At 70.7% G+C, this 25,063-nt stretch carries 19 protein-coding genes; 18 read left to right on the top strand and 1 reads right to left on the bottom strand.

Translation table 11 applies throughout. The annotated features are described in order from the left end of the window. The first annotated feature begins 15 nt into the window (after positions 1–15). From ACOJUJ_RS16885 to ACOJUJ_RS16845, 9 genes are all read left to right on the top strand, one after another. A complete protein-coding gene (locus ACOJUJ_RS16885; RefSeq protein ID WP_420128070.1) occupies positions 16–615 on the top strand; it encodes a hypothetical protein in 600 nt (199 codons plus the stop codon). A 236-nt stretch (positions 616–851) separates the two neighbouring features. Next, positions 852–3,431, top strand: a complete 2,580-nt coding sequence (locus ACOJUJ_RS16880) for a response regulator (RefSeq protein WP_420128069.1) — start codon at positions 852–854, stop codon at positions 3,429–3,431. Continuing rightward, the gene (locus ACOJUJ_RS16875; RefSeq protein ID WP_420128068.1) at positions 3,428–3,805 is read left to right on the top strand and encodes a response regulator; all 378 of its coding nucleotides are present in this window, start codon (positions 3,428–3,430) and stop codon (positions 3,803–3,805) included. The genes ACOJUJ_RS16880 and ACOJUJ_RS16875 overlap by 4 nt, the downstream gene beginning before the upstream one ends. After that, positions 3,802–6,303 (top strand): response regulator, encoded by a 2,502-nt coding sequence (locus ACOJUJ_RS16870; RefSeq protein ID WP_420128077.1) that lies wholly within the window; start codon positions 3,802–3,804, stop codon positions 6,301–6,303. The genes ACOJUJ_RS16875 and ACOJUJ_RS16870 overlap by 4 nt, the downstream gene beginning before the upstream one ends. A gap of 226 nt (positions 6,304–6,529) precedes the next feature. Then, positions 6,530–7,588 (top strand): HEAT repeat domain-containing protein, encoded by a 1,059-nt coding sequence (locus ACOJUJ_RS16865; protein ID WP_420128067.1) that lies wholly within the window; start codon positions 6,530–6,532, stop codon positions 7,586–7,588. Then, positions 7,585–9,039 (top strand): glycosyltransferase, encoded by a 1,455-nt coding sequence (locus ACOJUJ_RS16860; protein WP_420128066.1) that lies wholly within the window; start codon positions 7,585–7,587, stop codon positions 9,037–9,039. The genes ACOJUJ_RS16865 and ACOJUJ_RS16860 overlap by 4 nt, the downstream gene beginning before the upstream one ends. Positions 9,040–9,617: 578 nt before the next feature. Next, on the top strand, positions 9,618–12,308 hold the full coding sequence (locus ACOJUJ_RS16855; protein ID WP_420128065.1) for a tetratricopeptide repeat protein: 2,691 nt from the start codon (positions 9,618–9,620) through the stop codon (positions 12,306–12,308). Continuing rightward, entirely contained in the window at positions 12,305–14,110 is a 1,806-nt protein-coding gene (locus ACOJUJ_RS16850; RefSeq protein WP_420128064.1) for a tetratricopeptide repeat protein, read from the top strand. The genes ACOJUJ_RS16855 and ACOJUJ_RS16850 overlap by 4 nt, the downstream gene beginning before the upstream one ends. Positions 14,111–14,469: 359 nt before the next feature. Then, entirely contained in the window at positions 14,470–14,748 is a 279-nt protein-coding gene (locus tag ACOJUJ_RS16845) for a hypothetical protein (protein ID WP_420128063.1), read from the top strand. Positions 14,749–15,096: 348 nt separating this feature from the next. On the opposite strand, the gene ACOJUJ_RS16840 is transcribed toward ACOJUJ_RS16845, so the two are convergent. Next, a complete protein-coding gene (locus tag ACOJUJ_RS16840) occupies positions 15,097–15,786 on the bottom strand; it encodes a nitroreductase family protein (RefSeq protein WP_420128062.1) in 690 nt (229 codons plus the stop codon). 157 nt (positions 15,787–15,943) lie between these two features. Here ACOJUJ_RS16840 and ACOJUJ_RS16835 point away from each other — a divergent pair, with 157 nt between their 5' ends. The 9 genes from ACOJUJ_RS16835 to ACOJUJ_RS16795 all read left to right on the top strand — a co-directional run bounded on the left by ACOJUJ_RS16835 (position 15,944) and on the right by ACOJUJ_RS16795 (position 25,057). After that, entirely contained in the window at positions 15,944–16,381 is a 438-nt protein-coding gene (locus ACOJUJ_RS16835) for a hypothetical protein (protein WP_420128061.1), read from the top strand. Between the two features lie 37 nt (positions 16,382–16,418). Next, on the top strand, positions 16,419–16,850 hold the full coding sequence (locus ACOJUJ_RS16830) for a hypothetical protein (protein ID WP_420128060.1): 432 nt from the start codon (positions 16,419–16,421) through the stop codon (positions 16,848–16,850). Between the two features lie 137 nt (positions 16,851–16,987). Further along, positions 16,988–18,001, top strand: coding sequence for a bifunctional heptose 7-phosphate kinase/heptose 1-phosphate adenyltransferase (locus ACOJUJ_RS16825; protein WP_420128059.1), 1,014 nt, complete (start codon positions 16,988–16,990; stop codon positions 17,999–18,001). 476 nt (positions 18,002–18,477) lie between these two features. Next, complete coding sequence (locus tag ACOJUJ_RS16820) at positions 18,478–18,861, top strand: RidA family protein (RefSeq protein ID WP_420128076.1); 384 nt, start codon at positions 18,478–18,480, stop codon at positions 18,859–18,861. Between the two features lie 87 nt (positions 18,862–18,948). Further along, positions 18,949–20,337, top strand: coding sequence for a phosphomannomutase/phosphoglucomutase (locus tag ACOJUJ_RS16815; RefSeq protein WP_420128058.1), 1,389 nt, complete (start codon positions 18,949–18,951; stop codon positions 20,335–20,337). A 541-nt stretch (positions 20,338–20,878) separates the two neighbouring features. Then, positions 20,879–21,823: a carbamate kinase gene (arcC, locus tag ACOJUJ_RS16810; protein WP_420128057.1), complete on the top strand. Its 945-nt coding sequence runs from the start codon at positions 20,879–20,881 to the stop codon at positions 21,821–21,823. Positions 21,824–22,116: 293 nt separating this feature from the next. After that, entirely contained in the window at positions 22,117–23,259 is a 1,143-nt protein-coding gene (gene sucC / locus ACOJUJ_RS16805) for an ADP-forming succinate--CoA ligase subunit beta (RefSeq protein WP_420128056.1), read from the top strand. Further along, positions 23,256–24,125: a succinate--CoA ligase subunit alpha gene (gene sucD, locus ACOJUJ_RS16800; RefSeq protein WP_420128055.1), complete on the top strand. Its 870-nt coding sequence runs from the start codon at positions 23,256–23,258 to the stop codon at positions 24,123–24,125. Before sucC ends, sucD begins: the two co-directional genes overlap by 4 nt. Further along, positions 24,122–25,057, top strand: coding sequence for a CBS domain-containing protein (locus ACOJUJ_RS16795; protein ID WP_420128054.1), 936 nt, complete (start codon positions 24,122–24,124; stop codon positions 25,055–25,057). The genes sucD and ACOJUJ_RS16795 overlap by 4 nt, the downstream gene beginning before the upstream one ends. Positions 25,058–25,063 lie beyond the last annotated feature (6 nt).

Below are 25,063 nucleotides of genomic sequence, written 5' to 3'. Positions count from 1 at the left end.
CCAGGGAGACACCAGATGGAAGACCTCAGCGGGGTCAAAGAGCTGCTGGACGAGATCAACGCCGCAATATCGAGCTACGACCCGGTGCTCAAGGAGCGGGCGCGCGACATCCTGCTGGAGCGAGCCTTCGGCACCGCTTCCGGCCCGCGCCCCCGCCGCGCCGCCGCGGCCCCGGCCTCCGCCGGCCGCGACGAAGCTGAGGCGGAGGGCGAGGAGAGCGGTGAAGAAGCGCCGCGCCGCCGTCCCGGCCGCCCCAAGGGGAGCGGCACCGGGCGCCGCGGCCCGCGCGGCGGGATGGCCATGCCGGCCCTGCTGGGGCAGTGGACGCCGGAAACCATGGCCGAGCGCGCGCTGATGGGCGCGTACACGCTGTCGCGCGGCAAGGCCGACAAGACGGTCACCAGCCAGGCCATCAACGCCGAGCTCAAGCGCGCCGGCATCCCCGTGCCCAACATCACCCGCGCCATCGAATCCAACCTGCGCGCCAAGCCGCCGCTGATGGTGCAGAAAAAGAAGATGGGCACCACCCGCCAGGCCCGTAAACAGTACGCCATCACCCCCGAAGGCGTGGAGTTCGTGGAGAACAAGCTGCAGGGCGCCGGCGGCGAAGCGTAGCAGCGCGCCTTCTTGCGACGTACTTTGTGCGCCCCCGCCGGAGCCTCCGGCGGGGGCGCGTCACGTCCCGTTGAGTACGAAGTTTGCTTGTACGGGTCTTCATGGTCCCCCCTATCCCGCCGCACCCGCGACCGGGTGACGTCGGCTTGACATTGTAGAATGTTTGCATAAACTGCCCGGGTTTTTCCCGATCCGGACGCTTTTGCCGTGTACCCAGTTTCTTCCGTCGGAGGGGGATGAGCAGTTCCGCCGTGTCGGGCCGGTCCGGCCGCTTTCTGTTTACCTTCGCCATCCTGCTGGCCCTGGTGGTGGTGCTGGTGGTGCTGGCGCAGTCTGCCTTTCGGGGGCTGTCCAGCGCCAACCGCTGGAGCCTGCACACCTACGAGGTGCTCACCAGCACGGGCGCCGTGCGCGAGGGACTCGCCGAGATGGAGTCGGGGTTCCGCGGCTACGCGCTCACCCGCGATCCCCGCTTTCTGCAGCAGTGGCGTCACGGCGTCACCATGCTGCGCCGCGAGGAATCCGTCATCCGCCGCCTTACGCGCGACCATCCCCTCCAGCAGGCGCGCCTGGACACCGCCGAGGCCGCGGTCCGCGCGTGGATGACGCTGCAGGTGCGTTCCGGCGTGCTTCGGCCGCAGACCACGCGCGAGGCGGCGCTGGCGGCCGGGGCCGACCCGGCGGGCACCGCCGCGCGCAGCCAGGCGGTGGAGCGGGCGCGCCGTGCGCTGGACGCGCTGCAGGACACCGAGAGCGCCCTGCTGCGGGAGCGCGCCGCCCGCGCCCGCGCGCTGGAGCGGCGCAGCAGCGTGCTGCTGCTGTCGGGCTCCCTGCTGGCCGTGGTTCTGGCCCTGTCCACCGCGGGGATGGTGCAGCGCCGCACCCGCCGCCTGGCCGAGGTGAACCGCGAACTGGAGGCGCAGGTGCACGAGCGGGCGCTGGCCCGCGACGCCCTGGCCCGGCTGAGCCGCCAGAACGAGCTGATCCTTGAATCCGCGGCCGAGGGGATCTACGGTGTCGATCCCCACGGCTACACGCTGTTCCTGAACCCCGCCGCCGCACGGATGCTGGGCACCGACGCGTCCGAGGTCATCGGGCGGCCGTTCGAGGCGGTGCTGGGGATGGGCGCGGGCGAGGCCGGGGGCGAAGGGGTGAACGCCGTGCGCGCCACCCTGTCCACCGGCACCCCGCGCGAGGTCAAGGACGCCCACTTTCGCCGCACGGACGGCTCATCGTTCCCGGTGGAGTACGCCAGCACGCCGATCGTGGAGGACGGGCAGATCACCGGCGCCGTGGTGACTTTCCGCGACGTGACGGAGCGGCGCGAGGTGGACCGGCTCAAGGACGAGTTCGTTTCCATCGTCAGCCACGAGCTGCGCACGCCGCTCACCTCCATCCGTGGCTCACTGGGGCTGCTGGCCGCCGGCAAGCTGGGCGAGGTGCCGGAGAAGGGGAGGCGGATGCTGGAGATCGCCGTGCAGAACACCGACCGGCTGGTGCGGCTGATCAACGACATTCTGGACATCGAGCGCATCGAGTCCGGCCGGGTGACGATGGAGCTGGGCCGCACCGACGCGGCTGAGCTGGCGCACCAGGCCGTGGACGTGATGGGGGCGATGGCCGAAAAGGCGGGGGTGCAGCTGTACGCCTGGGCCGACCGCCAGCCCATGGAGGCCGACGCCGACCGCATCCTGCAGGTGCTCACCAACCTGCTTTCCAACGCCATCAAGTTCTCACCGCCGGGGGGCGAGGTGAGCGTGAGCGTGCAGCGCGAGGGGCCCGAGGTGGTGTTCCGCGTGCGCGACCAGGGGCGCGGCATCCCCCAGGACCGGCTGGAAAGCATCTTCGAGCGCTTTCAGCAGGTGGACAGCTCCGACGCGCGCGAAAAGGGCGGCACGGGGCTGGGGCTGGCCATCTGCCGCAGCATCGTCCAGCAGCACGGCGGGCGCATCTGGGTGGAAAGCGTGCCGGGGGAGGGAAGCACCTTCACCTTTACCCTTCCCGGCGCCGTGGAGCCGCTGGCCGTGACGGCCGCGGCGGGCGGTGACGGGCCGCTGGTGCTGGTGTGCGATGACGATCCGTCCATCGTGATCGTCGTAGAAGAGATCCTCCAGGGGTGGGGATATCGTACCGTGGGGGTGACGGACGGAGACAGCGCCGTGCGCGAGGCCACCCGCCTGCACCCCGACGCCATCCTGCTGGACATGATGATGCCGGGGATGACGGGAAGCGATACGCTCAAGGCGCTGCGGCAGCGGGCCGACACCCGCTCCATCCCCGTCGTCATCCTCAGCGCGCTCAAACCCATGCCGCGGGTGCAGGCCACGCGCGAGGTGGTGGACTGGGTGGAGAAGCCGTTCCAGGAGGAGTCGCTGCTCCATGCGCTGGAAGAGGCGGTGAGCGTGCGCTGGAAGCCGCGCCGGGTGCTGCTGGTGGAGGACGACCCGGACCTGGCGCGGGTGCTGATGGAGGTGTTTTCGCGCCACGGCATCGAGGCGCTGCACGCGTCCACGGGGGTGGAGGCGGTGGACGCCGGCCGCCGCGCCTCGCCGGACCTGATCGTGCTGGACCTGGGGCTTCCGCACGGCGACGGATACTGGGTGGTAGAGGCGCTCAAGGGCGAGAACGGCCTGGGCGCCATTCCGCTCGTGGTCTACACGGCGCGCGAGCTGGACGAGCAGGACCGCGAGCGGCTGCGGCTGGGGCACACGGAGTTTCTTACCAAGGGGCGGGTTTCGCCGGACGAGTTCGAGAAGCGCGTGGTTTCTCTGCTCAACCGCATCGCGCCCGCGCGGCACACGACGAACGCATCATGAGCCGAAAGATCCTGCTGGTGGACGACGAGGACGACATCCGCGAGGTCGCGCAGATGTCGCTGGAGATGACGGCGGGGTGGGACGTGGCCACCGCCTCGTCCGGTGCCGACGCGCTGCGGATGGTGGCGGAGGACCGCCCCGACGCCATCCTGCTGGACGTGATGATGCCGGGGATGGACGGCCCCGCCACCGCCCGCGCGCTCAAGGCGTTGGAGGACACGGCCGACATCCCCATCATCCTGCTCACCGCCAAGGTGCAGGCGGCCGACCGGCGCCGCTTCGACGACCTGGGGATCGCCGGGATGCTCTCCAAGCCGTTCGATCCCATGGAGCTGGCGGCACAGGTGTCCGGCGTGCTGGGGTGGACGGAATGACGGTGGGCGTGCGAAACGTGCTGGTGGCCGGCCTGCCCCCCGACGTCCCCGGCTGGCTGGCCCGCCGGCTTCCCGGGGCCACGGTCGAGGAGCAGGCCTCGCCCGCCGACACGGCGGAGGCGCTGCGCACGGGCGACTGGGCGCTGGCGGTGCTGGACGCGTCGTGGCTGGAGCCGTCCGTCATCGAGGCGCTGGAGGCGGGGCGCGAGTCCGGCTCGGCGCCCCCCGTGCTGCTGTCCGCCCCGGCGGACCGCCGCGGGGGCGATGCGCCGCCGGTGGAGGTGGTGCGCGTGTTCGTGCAGCCGCTGGACCGCGAGGCGCTGGTGCGCGAGGCGGCGGAGCGGCTGGGGATCGGCGGCGACGCGGCCGCTTCGCCGGCGCCTTCCGCCGCCCCCGCCGCATCCGGCCGCGGCGCGGCGGCGGGGCTGCCGGCGGCGGTGACGGCGGTGTGGCTCAAGTACCGCGACCAGGTGCTGGCGCGGGTGGACGTGCTGGAGGCGGCCGCGCTGCGGATCATGGAGGGGCGGCTGGACCGCGAGGGGCGCCGCGAAGCGGAGCGCGAGGCGCACAAGCTGGCCGGCTCGGTGGGCACCTTCGGCTTTGCGGAAGGCTCCCGGCTGGCGCGCGAGGCGGAGACGATGCTGGCCGGGCCCCATGCGCCCGGGCAGGGGGACGCGCTGCGCCTTGCGGACCTTGCGGTGGCCCTGCGCCGCGAGCTGACCGCCCCCCCGTCGCCGGCCCCCGCGTCGTACGTGCCGGCGCCGCCGGTGGACGGGGCGGGCGCGCCCGGCGGGACCGGTTCGCCTTCGGCTGCGGGCCGCTCCGCCGCGTCGGCGCCGTCGGACGGCGACGGGCCCACGCTGCTGATCGTGGACGAGGACGGCGACACGGCGGAGCGGCTGGCGATGGAAGCGTCGGCGCGGGGGATGAACCCCGTGCTGGCGCGCGGGGTGGAGGACGCGCGCGCCGCGCTGGAGCGCACCCGGCCCGACGCGGCGCTGCTGGACATCTCCGTGCCGGGGGGAATGGAGCTGCTGCGCGCGCTCTCGCTGCGCTTTCCCCCCGTTCCCGCCGTCGTCTTTACCCGCAGCGACGCCTTTACCGACCGGGTAGAGGTGGCGCGCCTGGGCGGGCGCGGGTTTCTGCGCAAGCCGCTGGCGCCCGCGCGGGCCGTCGACGCGGTAGAGCCGCTGCTGCGCTCCGACACGCGGCGCGAGGCCGTGGTGCTGGCGGTGGACGACGATGCCGCGGTGCTCGAGGCCGTGCGCTTTGTCCTGGAGCCGCACGGGGTGCGGGTGGACACGGTGAACGACACCGAGGCCTTCTGGACGGCGCTGGAGGCATCGGCGCCCGACGTGGTGCTGCTGGACGTGGACATGCCCAGCGTGAACGGCCTGGAGCTGTGCCGCGTGCTGCGCAACGACCCGCGCTGGAAGTCCGTCCCCATCATCTTCCTCACCTCGCGGGTGGACCCCAGCACGGTGCAGGAGGTGTTCGCCGCCGGGGCCGACGACTTTGTGGGCAAGCCGTTCGTGGGGCCCGAGCTGGGGGCGCGCATCCAGAACCGGCTGGAGCGGGTGCGGATGCAGCGCTCGCTGGCCGAGACCGACGCGCTTACCGGCGTGCTGAACCGCCGCGGCAGCGAGGAGGTGCTGGAGCGCTTCCTTCGCCTGGCGGCGGGGCAGGGGGACCCGCTGGCCATGGGCGTCGTCGACATCGACTCCTTCAAGGGCGTCAACGACCGCTGCGGCCACGCGGTGGGCGACGAGGTGCTGGCGCGCGTAGCCCGGGTGCTGCACAAGCGCTTCCGGGCGGAGGACGTGGTGGCGCGCTGGGGGGGCGAGGAGTTCGTGGTGGGGATGTACGGGATGGACAAGTCCGACGGCGTGCAGCGGCTGGCCGAGGCGCTGGAGGTGCTGCGCGACGAGGCGTTCACCGCGCCGGACGGAGAAACCTTCCACGTCACCTTCAGCGCCGGCGTGTCGGAGTTCGACACGGACGGGCGCGACCTGCAGTCGCTGTACCGGGCCGCGGACGCGGCGATGTACGCGGCCAAGGAGGCCGGCCGCGACCGCGTGCTCCCCGCCGGGTGGACCACCGCGCACGGCGAAGGCCCGCGCACCGTGGACGTGCTGGTGGTGGAGGACGACCCCGCCATCGCCCGGCTGCTGCAGCACGCGCTGGAAACGCGCGGTCTGCGCCACGAGTGGGTGAGCAGCGGCGAGCGCGCCGCGTCGCTGCTGACGGGCGCCGCGCCGGAGCTGCGCGCGCGGGTGGTGCTGCTGGACGTGGACCTTCCCGGGCTGGACGGGCTGGGCGTGCTGCAGCTGATGGCGCGCGAGCGGATGCTGGAGCGCACGCGGGTGATCATGCTCACGGTGCGCACGCACGAGGCCGAGGTGGTGCGCGCGCTGGAGATGGGCGCCTTTGACCACGTCTCCAAGCCGTTCAGCGTCCCCGTGCTCCTGCAGCGCATCCGCCGCGCGCTCAAGGTCTGATGATTCTTCTGATGATGAAGATGAACGGCAACTGCATTGTCTCACGCAGAGTTACCAGAGTTAGCAGAGTTAGCAGAGTTTGTTCTGCGCGATTTCCTCTGCTTTCACTGCGTAGCCCATTCTTCGTCGATCTGGATGGACGCAAAGGGTTTCGGGTGGCGGTAGAAACAACTCTGCTAACTCTGGTAACTCTGCGTGAGACCATTCTGGTAAAGGCGGCCCACGCATGACACCCCGCGACGTGGTGGAGGCCGCGCTGATCGGCGAAGGGGTGATCCTGTTTCTTTCGCTGCTGATCCTGTTTGGCCACGCGTGGACCGCGGCGCGCCGTGAAGAGCGGTGGCGGGTGCCGCTGGAGCGTGGGCGGATGGCGATTCTGGACGTGGTGCGCACCGGCCGGCCCACCAAGGCCGACGAGCAGCTGCTGCGCGGCCTTCCCGTGCGGCTGCAGGTGCGGTTGTTCACCGAGATCGTACCCAGCATCACCGGGCAGAGCCGCGACCACCTGGCCCGGCTGGCGCAGCAGATCGGGCTGGTGCCCGTGGCGGAGCGGATGGCGGCGGCGCGCGACTGGCGCGACCGGCTGCACGGCGTGCGCCTGCTGGCCGCGGTGGGCGGCGGCGCGCACGTGGTCCCCGCGCTGCTGGACGATCCCGACCCCGCCGTCCGCGCCGAAGCGGTGGAGTGGGCGGGTTCGCACCCCACCCCCGAGCTGATCGAGCGGCTGGTGCGGCTGCTGCCGCGCACCGACCGCTACGGCAGCTTCGTGGTGCGCGACTCGCTGCTGCGGGTGGGGGTGGAGGTGGTGCCGCCGCTGGCGCGCTACCTGGAAAAGCACAACGGCCGCAACGCCGAGCCCGCGCTGGACGTGGCCGCCGGCATCCCCGACGTGCGCTTTGCCCCCGCCGCGCTGCGCCTGTGCCGCGACCCGCTGCCGCACGTGCGCGCCCGCGCCGCCGCCCTGGCCGGCGCCGTGGGGAGCGAAGAGGCCGTGGGCGTGCTGCAGACGCTGGTGGCCGACGACGACGCCGAGGTGCGCGCCGCCGCCGCCGCCGCGCTGGGGCGGCTGGGGCACTGGCCCTCCGCCACCGTCATCGCGCCGCTGCTGCGCGACCGTGCCTGGATCGTCCGCAGCCAGAGCGCGCTGGCGCTGCGGGCGCTGGGAAGCCCCGGGCTGCTGTACCTGCGCAAGGGCCTGTCGGACGAGGACGCCTTTGCCGCCGACATTGCGCGGCAGGTGCTGGACCTTCCCGACACGTCCGCCGAACGGGAGCGGTGGACGTGAGCACCGTGGAGATCGCGTCGCTCATCCTGGTGCGCCTGGAGTGGGCGATCCTCGTCTACTTTCTGGTGGTGAACGGCTGGTACGCCCTGCTGCTGATGAGCGCGGGGATCGAGATGCGCGAGTACGTGATGCTGGCCCGCGGCCGCGCCCGCTGGCGGCTGATGGGCTCGCGCGTGGCGCCCAGCATCAGCATGCTGGCCCCCGCGTACAACGAAGCCGCCACCATCGCCGAGAGCGTGCGGGCGCTGCTGGCGCTGTTCTATCCCAACCTCGAGGTGGTGGTCGTCAACGACGGGTCCAAGGACGAGACCATGCGCGTCCTGGTGGAAACCTTCGACCTGTCGCCGATCCACCCCATCTACCAGAAGCGCATCCCGTCCAAGGACGTGGTGGGCCTGTACCGCTCGCGCCTGTACCCCAACCTGGTCGTCATCGACAAGGCCAACGGGGGCAAGGCCGATGCGCTGAACGCGGGGCTCAACTTCGCCACGGGCGAGCTGGTGTGCGCCATCGACGCCGACACGCTGATCGAGCCGGACTCGCTGCAGCGCATGGTGCGCCCGTTCCTGGAGCGCGACGACGTGGTGGCGGCCGGCGGCACCATCCGCATCGCCAACGGCTCCATCGTGGAGAACGGCAAGGTGAAGCGGGCGCGCGCACCGCGCCAGCTGCTGCCGGGGTGCCAGGTGGTGGAATACCTGCGCGCGTTCCTGTTCGGCCGGCTGGGGTGGAACCGGATGGGCGGCAACCTGATCATCTCCGGCGCATTCGGCCTCTTTCGCCGCGCGTCCATGCTTGCGGCGGGCGGCTACGAGCACTCCACGGTGGGCGAAGACATGGAGCTGGCGCTGCGGCTGCGGCGCCTGGGCTACGAGCAGAAGGGTCCGCACGTGATCGCCTTCGTTCCCGACCCCGTGGCGTGGACGGAGGCGCCCGAGACCGCGCGCGTGCTGGGCCGCCAGCGTGATCGCTGGCACCGCGGCCTGGCCGACGTGCTGTGGCGCCACAAGAAGGTGATGTTCAACCCGCGCTACGGGGCCATGGGGATGGTCGTGTTCCCCTACTTCGTGATCGTGGAGCTGCTGGCGCCGGTGGTGGAGATCGTGGGGCTGCTGGGACTGGTGCTGGGGATGATGATCGGCGCCATCGACATCCCCTTCGCCATCCTGTTCTTCCTCATGGCGTACGGCCTGGGCTCGGTGCTCACGGTGATGACGCTGGTGATGGAAGAAGCGTCGTTCCACCGCTACGACAGCTTTCGCGACCGGCTGATCCTGGTGCTGTGGGCGTTCGTGGAAAACCTGGGATACCGCCAGCTCACGGTGATCTGGCGGCTGCAGGGGATCTGGAAGTACCTGCGCGGCAGCAAGAGCTGGGGCGCCATGGAGCGGAAGGGCTTTACCGTGCAGCCCGCCGCGGGCTCGGGCGAGGCGGTGGGGAAGGGGCGGTAGCGATTCGGAGGGTTCGAGGCGGGCGCCCCCTCCGGGCGGGCACCACCCGCCCACCTCCCCCAAAAAAGACTGGGGGAGGTTGGGGTGTGGGGCAGGGGCTGGGGTGTCTTCGGAGAGGGTGGTGCGGGATGGTGGGCCGCCCCCCTCCCCCGCAAACTGCGCGGGGGAGGGCGGTGCGACGCACCTTTTGGAAACGGGATCGAAGTTCTCCTCTCCCCCCTGCAGTTCGGGGGGGAGAGGCCGGGAGAGGGGGGGGCGCCCGCGGACGAAGTTCGATGCCGGTCGTCGCTCACTGAAGTTCTCCCCTCTCCGTGAGGAACGAACGGGGAGGGGCCGGGGGAGGGGCACCCCGGCGGGCGCCAGCGTAATGCTTTCGCAGCGCCGAGGTCTCCGCCTCACCCCAACCTCCCCCAGGGTTTTTTGGGGGAGGTGGGCGAGGTTTACGAGCCCGGAGGGGGCGCCGGCGGACGCAGCTGGATGCTCTTCGCCGAGCTTCGAACCGGGACGCAATCGGACGCAGCGTGATGCCAGTGGAAGTACGCGTGAACGTGAAGGGAATGGGAATGCAAGGGATGGGGATGAACCGCAGGACGAAGCTCGCGACGCTCGCCTTTGTGCTCGGCGGCGCGCTGATGGCCGCGACGATGGACCCGCGAGGCGCGGAGGCGGCGCCGTCCGGGGCGCAGGAGTGCCCGGCCGCCGGGAATCCCGCGGCGGACCGCGGCTGGACGGCGTACCGCGCCGGCGACATGGCCGCCGCGCGCACCGCCTTCGAGGCCGCCCTGCGCGCCTGCCCGCGCCACGAGGGCGCCCGCACCGGCCTGGGCTACGTTGCGCTGCGCCAGGACCGCACCGCCGAGGCCCGCGGCCTGTTCGACGCCGTGGTGGCGGACGCGCCGCGCAACGTGGACGCGCTGGTAGGGCTGGGCATCGCCGCGTGGCGGGCGCAGGACCGCGAGGCGGCCCGCTCCGCGTTCACCCGCGCGCAGGCGATCGACCCGGCCAACGCCGAGGCGCGCGACTTCCTCGCCCGCCTGGGGGCTGCGCCGCCGGCGCGGCCCGACCGCCCGCCGCTGGTGCTGCCCAGCGAGCTGGCGTATCCCGCGCGGACGGTCCGCGACCGTTTCGAGGTGCGCACGGCGCGGGGGTGGGAGCCGTTCTACATCAAGGGCGTGAACCTGGGCGCCGCGCTCCCCGGCAAGCACCCCAGCCAGTTTCCCGATTCGGCCACGTACGTCCGCTGGATCGAGCAGATGGCGGGGATGGGGACCAACACCATCCGCGTCTACACCATCCATCCGCCCCACTTCTACGGCGCCCTGTACGACTGGAACCGCCGCCATCCCGACGCGCCGCTGTGGATCATCCACGGCGTGTGGGCGGAGCTGCCGCCGGAGAACGATTTCGCCAACCCGCAGTGGGAGGGCGAGTTCTTCGCCGACATGCGGCGCGTGGTGGACCTTCTGCACGGCCGCGCCGACATCCCCGAGGGCGCGGGGCACGCGGGCGGCGCCTATACGGCCAACGTGTCGCCGTGGGTGCTGGCGTACATCGTCGGGCGCGAGTGGGAATCGTACTCGGTGGTCACCTTCAACCGGCTGCACCCGGAGCTGCAGGGGTTTCGCGGCCGCTTCCTTACGGTGCGGGGCGGCACGCCGATGGATGCGTGGCTGGGCAAGGCCAGCGAGCACATCGTGGCGTACGAAACGGACACCTACCGCGCCCAGCGGCCCGTCGCCTACACCAACTGGCCCACGCTGGACCCGCTGAGGCATCCCACCGAATCCACCGTGGCGGAGGAGTCGGAGATCCGCCGGTCGCTGGGCGAGCAGGTGCCCGCGCAGCCCGCGGCCGAGGACAACGACGACGCGGGGCTGGACGCCAACCTGGTCACGCCCACGGACGCGTTCCCGGCCGGCTACTTTGCCTCGTATCACGCGTATCCGTACTACCCGGACTTCATGGTGCTGGACCCGGGCTACAACCGGGCCGCGTCGTCGGAGGGGCCGTCCAACTACTTCGGCTACCTGGTGGAGCTCAAGCGGCACCACGACCACATGCCGGTGGTGATCAGCGAGTACGGGGTGCCGGCCAGCATCGGCAGCGCGCACCTGCAGCCGCAGGGGTGGCACCACGGCGGCCACACCGAGCCGCGGATGGCGGCGATCAACGCCCGCATGACGCGCGAGATCGCCGAGGCCGGGATGGCGGGCGGGGTCATCTTTGCCTGGATCGACGAGTGGTTCAAGAAGAACTGGATCGTCATGGACTTCGAGATCCCGCTGGAGCGCACCCGCCTGTGGCACAACCGCCTGGACGCGGAGCAGCACTACGGGATGCTGGCGATGGATCCGGGCGAGGTGGTGGCCGGCGCCACGCTGCGCGACCGCATCGGGTCGTGGCGGGCCAGGCCGGCGCTGTACCGCACGCCGCAGGGGACGCTGCGCGCCGCGGCGGACGAGTCGTACCTCTGGCTCTTCTTTGAAGGATCGGGCGGCCGGCTGCCGGAGGAGCTGATGCTGGGCTTCGACGTCGTGAAGCCGCAGGCGGGCGACTTCCGCTGGCCGGGGCGCGTGGGCAACCGCCTCCCCGTGGGGCTGGAGTTCGCGCTGCGCGTGGACGGGGACGAGGTGCGGCTGATGGCGGACCCTTCGTCCAACCCGCTCCGGACGGACGAGAACCAGTCCATCCCGGGCCGGCCTTCCGCGGCGCCGCCGATCGCCGATCCGCTTCCGGGATACTTCGAGGGGCGCTTTCAGCGGCGCTTCAACCGGCCGTACCGCAGCCAGGCCAACGAGGACGGCGTCTACGATTCGCTGCGCGTGGTCACCAACAACCGCCGCTTTGCGCGCGACCGCACGGAATTTCCGGGGTTGGGCTACGACCGCGGCATCCTGCGCGGCGGCGGCCCGCCCGACGGCCTGTGGGAGCGGCTGGACGACGCGGGGGTGATGGAGATCCGCATCCCCTGGATGCTGCTCAACGTTACCGATCCCAGCCAGCGCCGCGTGCTGCAGGACCCCGACGGCGCCATCCCCCAGCAGTTCGGGACGGTGACGGTGGACGGCATCCGCATCCTGGCGGCGGCGCGCACGGGGCCGGCGTGGCGCCAGTGGCCCGCGTCCGGCAGGGAAGCCGACGTCGCGTTCTTTACCTGGGACACGTGGGAGCAGCCGCGCTGGCGCGAGCGCGTGCGCCCCGTCTACGACGCCATGCGCGAAGTGTATCGCACTGTACAGCCCGCCGTCCTGCGCGGAGGAAACCGATGATCCGGGCGCTGGTGATCTCCATCCTCCTCCTGTTCGCCGCCCTCCCCGCGGCGGCGCAGGACGAGGCCGACCGCGCTTGGGCCGCGGGCGACATCCCCGCCGCGGAAAGGCTGTACGAGGCGCGCCTGGCGGCCAACCAGGCCGACGCCACGGCGCTGCACCGCCTGGGGCTGATCCGCGCCTGGGCCGAGCGCTACGACGAGGCGCTGGCGCTGTTCGACCGGGCGCTGGCGGCGGATCCGAAGAACCGTGAGGCGCGGGTGGACCGGGCGCGGGTGCTGGCGTGGCGCGGCGACCCGGTGGCGGCGTCGGCGGCGCTGGACCCGCTGCTGGCGGAGGACCCCGGCTTTCTGCCCGCGCTGCAGGCGCGGGCGCAGTTCGAGTCCTGGGCCGGCAACTACGACGAGTCGCTGGCCACCTACGGCCGCCTGCAGGAGATCACGCCCGACGACCGCAGCATCGGGCTTAGCCGGGCGCGCGTGCTGTCGTGGGCGTCGCGCTTTGACGCGGCGGTGGCGGCGTACGACAGCCTGCTGCGCGAGAACCCGCGCGACGTGGAGGCGCTGGTGGGGCTGGGGACGGTGCTGGCCTGGGCGTCGGAGCTGGATTCGGCGGAGGCGGTGTACGCGCGGGTGCTGGAGCTGGAGCCCACCAACGCCGAGGCGCAGCGGGGGCTGGCGCGGGCGGCGGGGTGGGGCGGGCGGCTGGTGCCCGCCGAGCGCCGCTGGCGCGCCGTGATCGCGCAGAACCCCAACGACGCGGCGGCGTGGGTGGGCCTTTCGCAGACGCTGCGCTGGCAGGGGCGCGACGCGGCGGCGCTGGAGGCCGCGCGCCGCGCGCTCGCCATCACCCCCACGGACAAGGACGCGCGCGAGGCGCTGCGCTGGGCGCGCATGGCGGTGGCCCCGCGCACCAGCGCCAGCTACGTGAACGAGTGGGATTCCGACGGCAGCGACATCCACACCACCTCGGCCAGCGCCGGCGTGCGCCCGCTGCCCAGCGTGGACGTGCGGATGGACCTGTACCACCGCATCGCCGGCTACGCCCCCGAGGGCGGCACGGACAGCGAGAGCGCGTCCAGCGGCGGCGCGTTGACGCTGTGGACGCTGCTGGAGCCCGGCTGGGCACTCAGCGGCACCCTGGGCGCCAGCGTCCCCGACGTGGACGGCGCCGAGGCCATCCCCACCTGGCGCGCGGGGCTCTCCTCGCCCGGACGGTACCCGGTGCGGGCGAGCGTGTCGTACGCGCACTACGCGCTGGACTACACCACGCTGCTCATCGACCGCGAGGTGTACCTGGACGAGTTTGCCGCCTCGGCCAACTGGATTCCGGCGCGCGGGTGGACAGTGGGCGGAACCGGGGGGACGGCGCTGTTCACCGGCCGCGTGTCGGGCGAGGAGAACCGCCGCGTGAACGGCACGCTTAACGTGGCGCGCCGCATCAGCCGGCCCATTACGCTGGGCGTGGGGGCCCGCTTCTTCGGCTTTGACCGCGACCTGAACGACGGCTACTTCGATCCCGACTTCTACGGCCTGGCGGAGGTGACGGCGCGCTGGCTGCGCGAGTGGCGGCACTGGAGCCTGGACGCGGAACTCGCGCCCGGGATGCAGCAGGTGCGCAGCGACGGCGAGCCCGCCGGCTCGTTCCGTGGGCAGGGAAGCGTGGCGTACATGCTGTCGCCGGGCCGGCGCATCGTGCTCACCGGCACCTTTGCCAACACGGGGCTGAACCAGATCGCCCCCGGCGCCGGCGCGGACTACCGCTACCGCGCCGTGGCCATCGCGGGGCAGTGGACGTTCTGACTTTGGTGTAACTGCCGATCCTTCAGCTCAGCTGTACGGCAAACAGAGGTCAGGGTACAGAGGAACAGAGAACAGCCAGAGGAACAGAGGAGGAATGCGGATCACCTCTGTTCCTCTGGCTATTCTCGGTCCCTCTGTACCTTCCGATGTTGTTTTCCCGGATTCGGTATGATCATGATGGGAACGGGGAGCCGCTCCCGTACGTAATCTTCGCGAACCACGCTCGATTTCTCCGCTGTCCGCCGTGGTTTGCCGGGTGTGGGGAAGCGACGGGGTATCGCGGCCGCGAGGGAAACTGATATACTCCCTCGCTCCGCCGCGCCCGGCGCCCTTTCTCGCCCTCGCTTGCACGCTCCCGCATGGCTGACCAGGAACACGACGCGCAGATTCACCTGGAACGCGCCGCCGAGATGGTCTGGGACGCCATCCAGCGGCTGGAAGAAGCACAGCGCGTGCTGTTCAAGGCCGGCGACTGCTACGTGGGCCAGGTCTATGGCGACGGCGTGCGCGCGGTGATCGAGGTCACCGAAGACATGGCCGACGCCGTGGGCGACCTTACCCAGGCCCACATCGAGATCGGCAAGATCGGCAAGCGCGACAAGGGCCGCCCCGCTGGCGGCGGCTGGAAAGACTCGTAGCCAGGACGCGGATCAACGAGAAAGGGCGGGCACCTGCGCAAGGTGCCCGCCCTTTTTCCATCTCGGCGTCCTGTCGTTGACTTTTTGAAGGAGGCGCCGCGCTACACCCTCGGCTGGCTGGATCCATGCGCGCCGACTGAAGGACCTGTCTGCCTGGCTGAGGGACTTGAACGGCTCCTGAGGGCTGGGTCTCTAGCAACCCGACAGAGATCCTTCGGTCGCGCGCAAGCGTTTGTGGTGATGAGAATTACGGGGTGCGCTCCCTCAGGATGACAGTGGGGCCCCTTCGGAGCAGGTGTGGTGGCAGAGATACTGTGGGCTCAGGTAATCCACACTTCCTGGGGCGATCTACCCGTCGCCACCGCCATCGAACCAGATGGAGATCTCGTCCAGTGGTTTGCGTTGCAGGTCGGGGACGCGCGCGTCGGGGGCGGGGTAGCCGACGGGCATCAGCAAGAACGGCTTTTCGTTCTCGGGACGCTGCAGCAGCTTCGTAAGGAAGCCCATCGGCGAGGGCGTATGGGTGAGCGTCGCCAGCCCCATCTGGTGGATGGCGGCGATGAACAGCCCCGCCGCGATGCCGCAGCTTTCCGTGGTGTAGTAGTGCGTGCGGCGGCTGCCGTCCGGACGCAGGCCGTACACCTGCCGGAAGAGAATCACCACGTACGGCGCCGTGGTGATGTGCTCCTTGACCGCGTCCGTTCCGAGCGGCGCCAGCGCCTCCAGCCACTCCGGCGGCATCCGCCCGTCGTAGTTCACCCGCTCCTCCTCTTCGGCCGCCTCGCGCATCAGCCGCTTGATGCGCGGATCGCTGATGACGACGAACGTCCACGGCTGCTGGTGCGCGCCGGACGGCGCCGTCCCCGCGGTGCGGATGGCGTGCTCGATCAACTCGCGCGGCACCGGCGTATCGGAGAAGTGCCGCGTCGTCCGCCGCCGCTCCATCTCCGCGTAGAACCGCTGGGCGCGCCGCAGCATCTCGTCTTCCGGAAGATGCTGAAAGGCGAGGGGGACGAACGGCCTGGCGGTGGTGCTCATCGGCGGCGGCGGCAGAGGGGAATGCGGGTTCGGTGGATGGGTAACACGCATGGCCGCGGCGGCGCAACCGGGAATCCTCCGGCCTATCGGCGGCGATGCCGATCCGCTTACCTTGCACACGCTCGCCGATCTCTCCCTACTCCGTTCTGCCCGCGTGATGGAAGCACTCTCCGTACGGTTCACGAATCGTGGCTGGACCCCGTCGTACGAGGGGTCGATCACCGTTCACGGCGTGCTGCGCACGGAGGCGGACGGCCTGGTGCTGGAGTTCAGCGCGACGGAGAACTACTGGGGCGTAAAACCGACGGTGGAGACCGGCATCCGCACGAATAGCATTCCGTGGACGGACCTGCAGTCGATCACCTACCAGCCGCGGCTCCTGGGGTGGGGTGGATCGCTGTTCCTGCGCACGCGCAGCCTGCGCGCGCTGGACGGCCTTCCCACCGCGCGCGGCAGCGAAATCCGGCTGTCCATCCCCCGTGCCGAACGCCTGGACGCCCGTGACCTTGCCGCGACGGTGGAGATGGTGCTCGCCGACCGCCGCCTGGCCGCCCTGGAAGCCCCGTACTCCCCGCCCGCGCTCCCGCCGTCCTGAAAAATCCCACCGTTCAACGTTCTTTGCCGGCACATCCATGGAATTGCTCACCATCCCGTATACGAACACGTCTCGCAACGTCAACGAGGCTGGGTACGTCCAGGTCCGTGGCGTGTTGCGCACCGAGGGGGAGGGGGTGGTGCTGGAGTTCACCCGGGCCCGGCACCTCTACGGCCAGTCAGAGCTGCTGGACGACATCCGCACGGCCGTCATTCCGTGGTTCGACATCCAGTCGCTGGAGTTTCGCCGCCGGTTTCCGCTTCGCGGCGTGCTGATCCTGCGTACGCGCAGCCTGCGGACGCTGCGGGACGTGCCGCACACGCGCGGAAACGAGGCGGTGCTGTACGTTGCCCGCGGCGACCGCCTGGCCGCGCGCGAGCTGGCCGCCAGCGTGGAGCTTGCCCTGGCCGACCATCGCCTGGCAGCGCTCCAGGCTCCGTACTCCCCGCCCGCGCTCCCGCCCCGTTGATCCCCGGCCGAGCTTCAGCCGTCTTCCCGCTATTCCCTATTCCTTATTCCCTGCCGTTTTCCCTGCTGTTCTTTGACACGCCCCGCCGCCCCGTCTAGATTGCCCGCCTCTTTTTCCCGGCAAGGGGCACGACACGGATGGAGCGTCTGACACGCGCGCGGCTGGACGAGATTCTGGAGCGGTGCAGGGGGCTGCGCGTGGCGGTGGTGGGCGACCTGATGCTGGACGTCTACCTGGTGGGCGCCGTATCGCGCATCTCGCCCGAGGCGCCGGTGCCCGTGGTGGCGGTCGCGGAGGAGCGGGTCGCGCTGGGCGGCGCCGCCAACGTGGCCGCCAACGTGGTCGCCCTTGGCGCCGACTGCGAGCTGGTGGGGTGCGTGGGGGCAGATGCCGCCGGCGCGCAGATCCGCGACGCACTGGCGAAGCTGGACGGCGGCTCGGTGCACGCGCGGCTGGTGGAGGATGCCGGCCGGCCCACGACGACCAAGACGCGCGTGGTGGCCCGCCACCAGCAGGTGGTGCGCTTTGACCGCGAGCGCGACGACGACGTGGCCGCGGCGTGCGCGGCGGAGCTGGTGGAGGCGGTGCGCGCGGCGGTTGCGGCGTCGGACGCGCTGGTGCTGGAGGACTACAACAAGGGCGTGCTGGTGCCAGCCGTGATCCGCGCCGCCATCGACGCGGCGCGGGAGGCCGGCATCCCCAGCGTGGTGGATCCCAAGTTCCGCAACTTCTTCGAGTTCGCGGGCGCAACCGTCTTTAAGCCCAACGCCGCGGAGCTGAGCGCCGCGCTGGGCCAGCCGCTGGCCGCGGACGACGACGGATGGCTGGAGGATGCGCGCCGCCGCGTGGACGCCAGCTATCTTCTGCTGACGCTGGGGGAGAACGGGATGGCGCTCAAGGGCGCGGACGGCCCCGCCTTTCGCATCCCCACCGTGGCGCGCGAGGTCTACGACGTCAGCGGCGCCGGCGACACCGTAACCGCCTACGTCGCTGTGGCGCTGGCCGCCGGCGCCACGATGGAGGAGGCCGCGGTGGTGGCGAACCTGGCCGCGGGGATCGAGGTGGGCAAACCCGGCGTCGCCACCGTCACGCCGGACGAGCTGCGGGCGATGGTGGGGCCCGCCGTTGGGCCCTCCCCCGGCGGCGCCTGAGAGCGCGCCACCCCCTCCCGCAAACAGCGCGAGAGGGGGGATACACGGCACGGGTTTCGGAGCGCTTAGGTTGGGGTGGCGCGAGGGGCAGGCGCCCCCCTCCCCGGCCCTCCCCCGCAAACTGCGCGGGGGAGGGAGGTGCGACGCACCTTGTCGAAGCGGCATCGAAGTTCTCCCCTCTCCGTGAGGAACGAACGGGGTGGGGCGGGGGGAGGGGCACCGCGTCGGACGCAGCCGAATCCGTTCGAAGCATCCCGATCTGTCGGCCACACCCAACCTCCCCCGGGGGGTTTTTGGGGGAGGTGGGCGAGGTTTACGAGCCCGGAGGGGGCGCTCCGCGGAGCTGTCCGGAGCGCACAGAGCGTCAACGCAACCCGGAAACCGCGATGAAGCGCACCGCCATCGCCACCATCGTGACGGCCGCCGTGATGCTGGCCACGACGACGTCCTGTACTTTTCGCCAGGTGAGACCGACCATGCAGACCGTGCACACGCAGAACGCCCCCGCCGCCATCGGCCCGTACAGCCAGGCCATCGTGGCCAACGGCTTTGTCTTTACCGCCGGCCAGGTGCCGTTCAACCCCCAGACCATGGAGCTGGTGGAGGGCGACATCGCCGCGCAGACGGAGCAGGTGATGCAGAACGTGGCCGCCATCCTGCGGCAGGCCGGCGCCGACCTGTCCACCGTGGTCAAGACCACCGTGTTCCTGCGCGACATGAACGACTTTGCGGGGATGAACGAGGTGTACGCGCGCCACTTTGGCGAGCACAAGCCGGCGCGCAGCACGGTGCAGGTGGCCCGTCTGCCGCGCGACGTGGCGGTGGAGATCGAGGCCGTGGCGGTTCTGCTGGACCGCTAATTGTAGCAGGGCCCGGGCGCCTTCCGCGCGGTGCGGGGGGCGCCCGTTCTTTTCTGTCAACCGACGACGATCTGGCGCGAGCGAGCGATGCTGAATCCGCACATCTTCCGGCAGTACGACATCCGCGGCGTGGTGGGCCCCGACGTGACGGCAGAGGTGGCCGAGGGCATCGGCCGCGCCTACGCCTCGCTGGCCCGCCGCCGGCTCAAGAAGGACGCGCCCGTGCTGGCGCTGGGGCGCGACAACCGCCTTACCAGCGACGAGCTGGCCGACGGCGTGCGCCGCGGAATGATGGCCGCCGGCGCGCGCGTCGTCGACGTGGGGCTCGTCCCCACGCCGGCGCACAGCTTCGCCGTCTCGCACTTCAAGCTCGATGGCGGGCTGCAGGTGACCGGGTCGCACAACCCGCCGCAGTACAACGGGTTCAAGATGACGCTGGCCGGCCGCTCCATCTACGGCGACTCCATCCAGGAGATCCGCCGGATGATGCAGGAGCAGGACTTCGAGAGCGGTGAGGGCGCGGTGGAGAACCGCGAGGTGCTGGAGACCTACATCAAGGTCCTCGCCGGCAAATTCGACATCAACCGGCCCATCAAGGTGGTCGTCGACTGCGGCAACGGCACCGGCAGCATCGTGGCGGTGGAGCTGATTCGCGCGCTGGGGCCCAACGTGGAAGTAACGCCCATCTTCTGCGAGTCCGACGGAACCTTCCCCAACCACCACCCGGACCCGGTGGTGGACAAGAACCTGGTCGACATCATCGCCAAGGTAAAGGAGATCGGCGCGGATCTGGGCGTGGCGTTCGATGGCGACGCCGACCGCATCGGCGCCATCGACGACCAGGGCGGCATCGTCCGGGGCGACACGCTGCTCCTTCTTTACGGGCTGGACCTGATCCAGAAGCACGGGCCGGGGCAGAAGGTGGTGCTGGACGTAAAGTGCTCGCAGCAGCTTACGGACGTGCTCGAGGCCAACGGCGGCGTGCCGATCATGAACGCCACCGGCCACTCGCTCATCAAGGAGCGGATGAAGGAGGAGCACGCGCTGCTGGCCGGCGAGCTGAGCGGCCACATCATGTTCGGCGACAACTACTACGGCTTCGACGACGCGCTGTACGGCGCCATGCTGCTGATCGACATCGTGGCGCGCAGCGGGCGGCCGCTGAGCGAGTGGCTGGCCGAGTTCCCGCAGTTCGTCTCCACCGCCGAGCTGCGCTACCCGGCCACGGAAGAGACCAAGTTCGAGATCGTGGGCCGCGCCACCGAGCACTTTCGCGAGGACCACGAGGTGATCGACGTGGACGGCGCCCGCGTGCTCTTTGGCGACGGCTGGGGGCTGATCCGCGCGTCGAACACCGAGCCGGTGCTGGTCGCGCGCTACGAGGCGCGCACGCCCGAGCGCCTGGCGGAGATCCGCGGGCTGATGGAGGGGTGGCTGAGGGGTGAGGGGATCGGCGGGGCCAGCGACGGGCACTGAGGGGGGAAAGTTGGGGAAGTGCGTGAGTGCGGAAGGAGTGGGGCAGTGTGCGGTGTGCTTCGGATGACTCCGCGCAGGCCCCCTCCGGGCCGGCACCACCGGCCCACCTCCCCCGAAACTGCCGGGGGAGGTTGGGGTGGGGCAGGGGGACGGAGGTTCGGCGGATAAGGTGGTGCGGGATGGTGGGCCGCCCCCCTCCCCGGCCCTCCCCCGCAACCTGCGCGGGGGAGGGAGGTGCGACGCACCTAGTCGAAGCGGGATCGAAGTCCACCTCCCCCAGGGGTTTTTGGGGGAGGTGCGAGCCTAAGCGAGCAAGGGGGCGCCCCGCCGGTGCAGTCCGAAGCTGTTCGAAGCGCCCCTGAAGTTCTCCCCTCTCCGTAAGGAACGAACGGGGAGGGGCCGGGGGCGGGGCCGGGGGAGGGGCACCCCGCGGGCGCCGTTCGATGCTTTCGAAGCGCCTTGCCGCCCGAAGTCGTTGACGCGGAACGCGCTTGCCGCCCCTGTGCGGCCCGCGTAGAATGTCGCCCGCAACAGAGGGTTTGTGCAGAGCAAGACCGTCGTGATCGCGCTGGGGGGCAACGCCCTGGCGCAACCGGGTGAAGAAGGCACCATCACCCAGCAGTTCAAGCACACGCGGGAGTCGCTGGGCGCGGTGGTGGAGCTGGCGCGCGAGGGGTGGCAGATCGCCATCGTGCACGGCAACGGGCCGCAGGTGGGGAACGAGCTCATCCGCAACGAGCAGTCGCGGCATCTGCTTCCCCCGCTTCCGCTGGGCGTGCTGGTCGCGTCGACGGAGGGGTGGATCGGGTACATGATCCAGCAGTCGCTGCAGAACGCCCTGCGCAGGGGCGGCGTGCGGCGGCAGGTGGTGACGATGGTCACCCAGGTGCTGGTGGATCCGGACGACCCCGAGCTGCAGCGGCCCACCAAGCCGATCGGCCGCACGATGGACGAGGAAACCGCGCGCTCGCTGGCGGCCGAGCTGGGCGGATCGATCGCGGAGACCAAGGGCGGCTGGCGGCGCGTGGTCCCCAGTCCGCGCCCCACGCGCATCGTGGAGTGCGAGATGATCCGCTCCCTGGTCCGCGAAGGCCACCTGGTCGTGGCGGCGGGCGGCGGCGGATGCCCCGTCTACGAGCACGAGCGGTGGGGGCTGGAGGGGATCGACGCCGTCATCGACAAGGACCGCGCCGCCGCCATCCTGGGCCGCGACATCGGTGCCGACGTGCTGGTGATCCTGACGGACGTGGACCGCGTCTACACGGACTTCGGCACGCCCGCGCAGCGCGCCATCGAGCGGCTGACGCTGGCGGAGGCCGACGCGCTGCTGGCGTCCGGGCAGCTGGGCACCGGCAGCATGGCGCCCAAGGTGGAAGCCGCGGCCGACTTTGTGCGCGGCGGCGGCACCCGCGCCATCATCGCGCGGCTGGAGCAGGGGAGGGAAGCCGTCGCGGGTACGGCGGGCACCGAGATCGTCAGGGAGTAGCGGCCGCGACGGCGGTACGAAGGTACGAAGGTACGAAGGTACGAAGGTACGAAGGTACGAAGGTACGAAGGGCTTCCGCGGGATCACCGGTTGCGGACGCGCAGGTGCGTGGGACACTGCACGCACCCGGGCCGCCGAGTCCGCGCAGGCGGACTTCGTGCCGTTGTAGCGGCGAATGTATTCGCTCCCGCGGGCGGAACGGCACGTTGCAGGAGGGTCCGGAACGTACCTTCGTACCCCGTACCTTCGTACGTTTTCGCAGGGCAGGACAATCACTCGAACCGGAATCGTCCGTGAACATCCACGAATACCAGGCGAAAGAGCTGCTCGCCGCGCAGGGGATCCCGGTCCCCATGGGCGAGGTGGCGACGACGCCCGAGCAGGCCGAAGCGATCGCCCGCAAGCTGGGCGGCGCCGTGGTGGTAAAGGCGCAGGTGCACGCCGGCGGCCGCGGCAAGGCCGGCGGCGTAAAGCTGGCCAGCACGCCCGAAGAGGCCCGCGAAAAGGCCCAGGCCATCCTGGGGCTGCAGATCAAGGGCCTGACGGTGGAGAAGGTGCTCATCGCCCCGGCCGAGGACATCGCCAGCGAGGCGTACGTGGGCATCATCATGGACCGCGCGAGCAAGGCGCCGGTCTGGATGGTGAGCGCCGCCGGCGGCATCGACATCGAGGAAGTGGCCCACACCAACCCCGAAAAGATCACCAAGCTCCCCGTCGACACGCGCTACGGGTTTCTGCCGCACCAGGCGTACTTCCTGGCCACGAAGCTGTACAGCGACGTGAAGCAGCAGCGCGCGGCGGCGAAGATCCTGGAGCAGCTGTACAGGGCGTTCGTGGAAGCCGGCGCGTCGCTGGCGGAGATCAATCCGCTCATCACCACGCCCGACGGCGCGGTCAAGGCGATCGACGCCAAGTTCAACATCGACGACAACGAGCTGTTCCGCCGCCCGGCCATCGAGGGCCTGCGCGACACGTCGTCGGAGGAGCCGGCCGAGGTCACGGCGCGCGAGGCCAACCTCACCTTCATCAAGCTGGACGGCGACGTGGGCTGCGTCGTCAACGGCGCCGGGCTGGCGATGGCCACGATGGACCTGGTGAAGTACTACGGGGGCGAGCCCGCCAACTTCCTGGACATCGGCGGCTCGTCCAATCCCGAAAAGGTGGTGAACGCGCTCAAGATCATCACGAGCGACGAGAACGTAAAGGCGATCCTGTTCAACATCTTCGGCGGCATCACCCGCACCGACGACGTGGCGAACGGCATCGTGACGGCGACCAAGCAGATCGACATCCAGGTGCCCATCGTCATCCGCCTGACCGGTACCAACGAAGAGATCGCGGTGAAGATCCTGGCCGATGCCGGCTTCAGCGCCATGACCGACATGGACGAGGCCGTAAAGAAGGCCGTCGCGCTGGCAAAGGGGGAGGCCCAGTGAGCATCTTCATCGATCAGAGCACCAAGCTCATCGTGCAGGGGATCACGGGCCGCGACGGCTCGTTCCACGCAAAGCAGATGATGGAGTACGGCACGAACGTCGTCGCCGGCGTGACCCCGGGGAAGGGCGGGCAGACGTTCGAAGGCTCCGTGCCCATCTTCAACACGGTGCAGGAGGCGATGGACGCCACCGGCGCCAACTCGTCCGTCATCTACGTGCCGCCCGCGTTCGCCGCGGACGCCATGTTCGAGGCGGCCGATGCCGGCGTGGGCTTCATCGTCTGCATCACCGAAGGCGTGCCGGTGCTGGACATGACCCGCGTCTATCCGTACGTCAAGGAAAAGGGCGCCCGTCTCCTCGGCGCCAACTGCCCCGGCCTCCTTTCCGCGGGCAAGAGCAAGGTCGGCATCATTCCCGGCCACATCACGCAGCCCGGCAACGTGGGCCTCGTCTCCAAGTCCGGCACGCTGACGTACGAGGTGGTCTACAAGCTCAAGGGCGCGGGGATCGGCACCACGACGTGCGTGGGGATCGGCGGCGACCCGGTGAGCGGCACCAGCTTCATCGACTGCCTGGCCGCGTTCGAGGCCGATCCGGAGACCAAGGCGATCGTGATGCTGGGCGAGATCGGCGGCACGGACGAGCAGGAGGCGGCCGAATACATCAAGGCCAACGTCACCAAGCCCGTCGTCGGCTTTATCGCCGGCCAGACGGCGCCTCCGGGGCGGCGGATGGGGCACGCGGGCGCCATCATCAGCGGCAGCGCGGGCACGGCCGAGGAGAAGATCCAGGCGTTCCGCGACAACGGCATCGGCGTGGCGCAGCGCCCGCTGGACGTGGTGGGCCTGATCCAGGAAGCGCTTTGACCGAGAGCAGTCGCGCGGGCCGCGAGGTGCGCCTGACGGAGATCCTTCGTCCGGAGCACGTCGTGGCCCCGCTCTCCGCGGCCTCGGTGTACGAGGCCGTGATGCACCTGGCGCAGACGCTGGTGGGCACCGGCGACATCGCCGATCCCGATACGCTGCGCCGCAAGTTCAGCGAAAGCCGGGTGCGCGACCTGATTCACGTGGGCGACCGCGTGCTGCTGCCGCACCTGCGGACGGACGCGGTGGATACGCTGCAGGTGGCGCTGGGCATTGCCCCCGCGCCGCTGCGCGAGTCGGCGGACCACGTGGGCGCGGTGGCGCAGGTCGTCGTCCTGGTCCTGGCGCCGCTTTCCGCCGCGGACCTGTACCTGCAGACGGTGGCGGCGCTGGCGCGCGTGCTTCGGCACGACCGCGTGGTGGACCGGCTGGTGGCGGCCCGCTCGCCCGCGGACGTAATGGCGATCCCCGAGATCCGGGAGATCATCATCGAGCCGCGGCTGCGGGTGCGCGACGTGATGACGCAGCGCGTCTTTCGCACCACGCCCGATTCGCCGGTGCAGGAGGTGCTGGACCTGATCGCCGAGCACCGGCTGCGCGCCATCCCCGTGGTGGGCGAAGACCGGCAGGTGCTGGGGATGGTGACGGACCGCGACCTGCTGCGCCACTTTCTTCCGGGCGTGCAGCGCCCGGCCGATGCCAGCGCCGCGGCCTGGAGCGAGACGCGGGTGCGCGACGTGATGTCGCGCAGCGTGATCTGCGTGTCCGAGGACCAGGCGCTGGCCGAAGTGACTTCCATGCTGGTGAGCAAGGACATCGAGCGCCTGCCGGTGGTGCACGAAGGGCTGCTTACCGGCTTTCTTACCCGCGGCGACATCCTGCGCAAGGTGTTCGGGTTCGCCGCCTCCCCCGTAGAACCCGTTGACGAGGAATAGATCCCG

It is taken from the genome of Longimicrobium sp. (assembly GCF_048594345.1).
Lineage (GTDB): Bacteria > Gemmatimonadota > Gemmatimonadetes > Longimicrobiales > Longimicrobiaceae > Longimicrobium.
The sequence above is the reverse complement of the archived record's forward strand: the minus strand, read 5'-3'. Positions and strand labels throughout refer to the sequence as shown.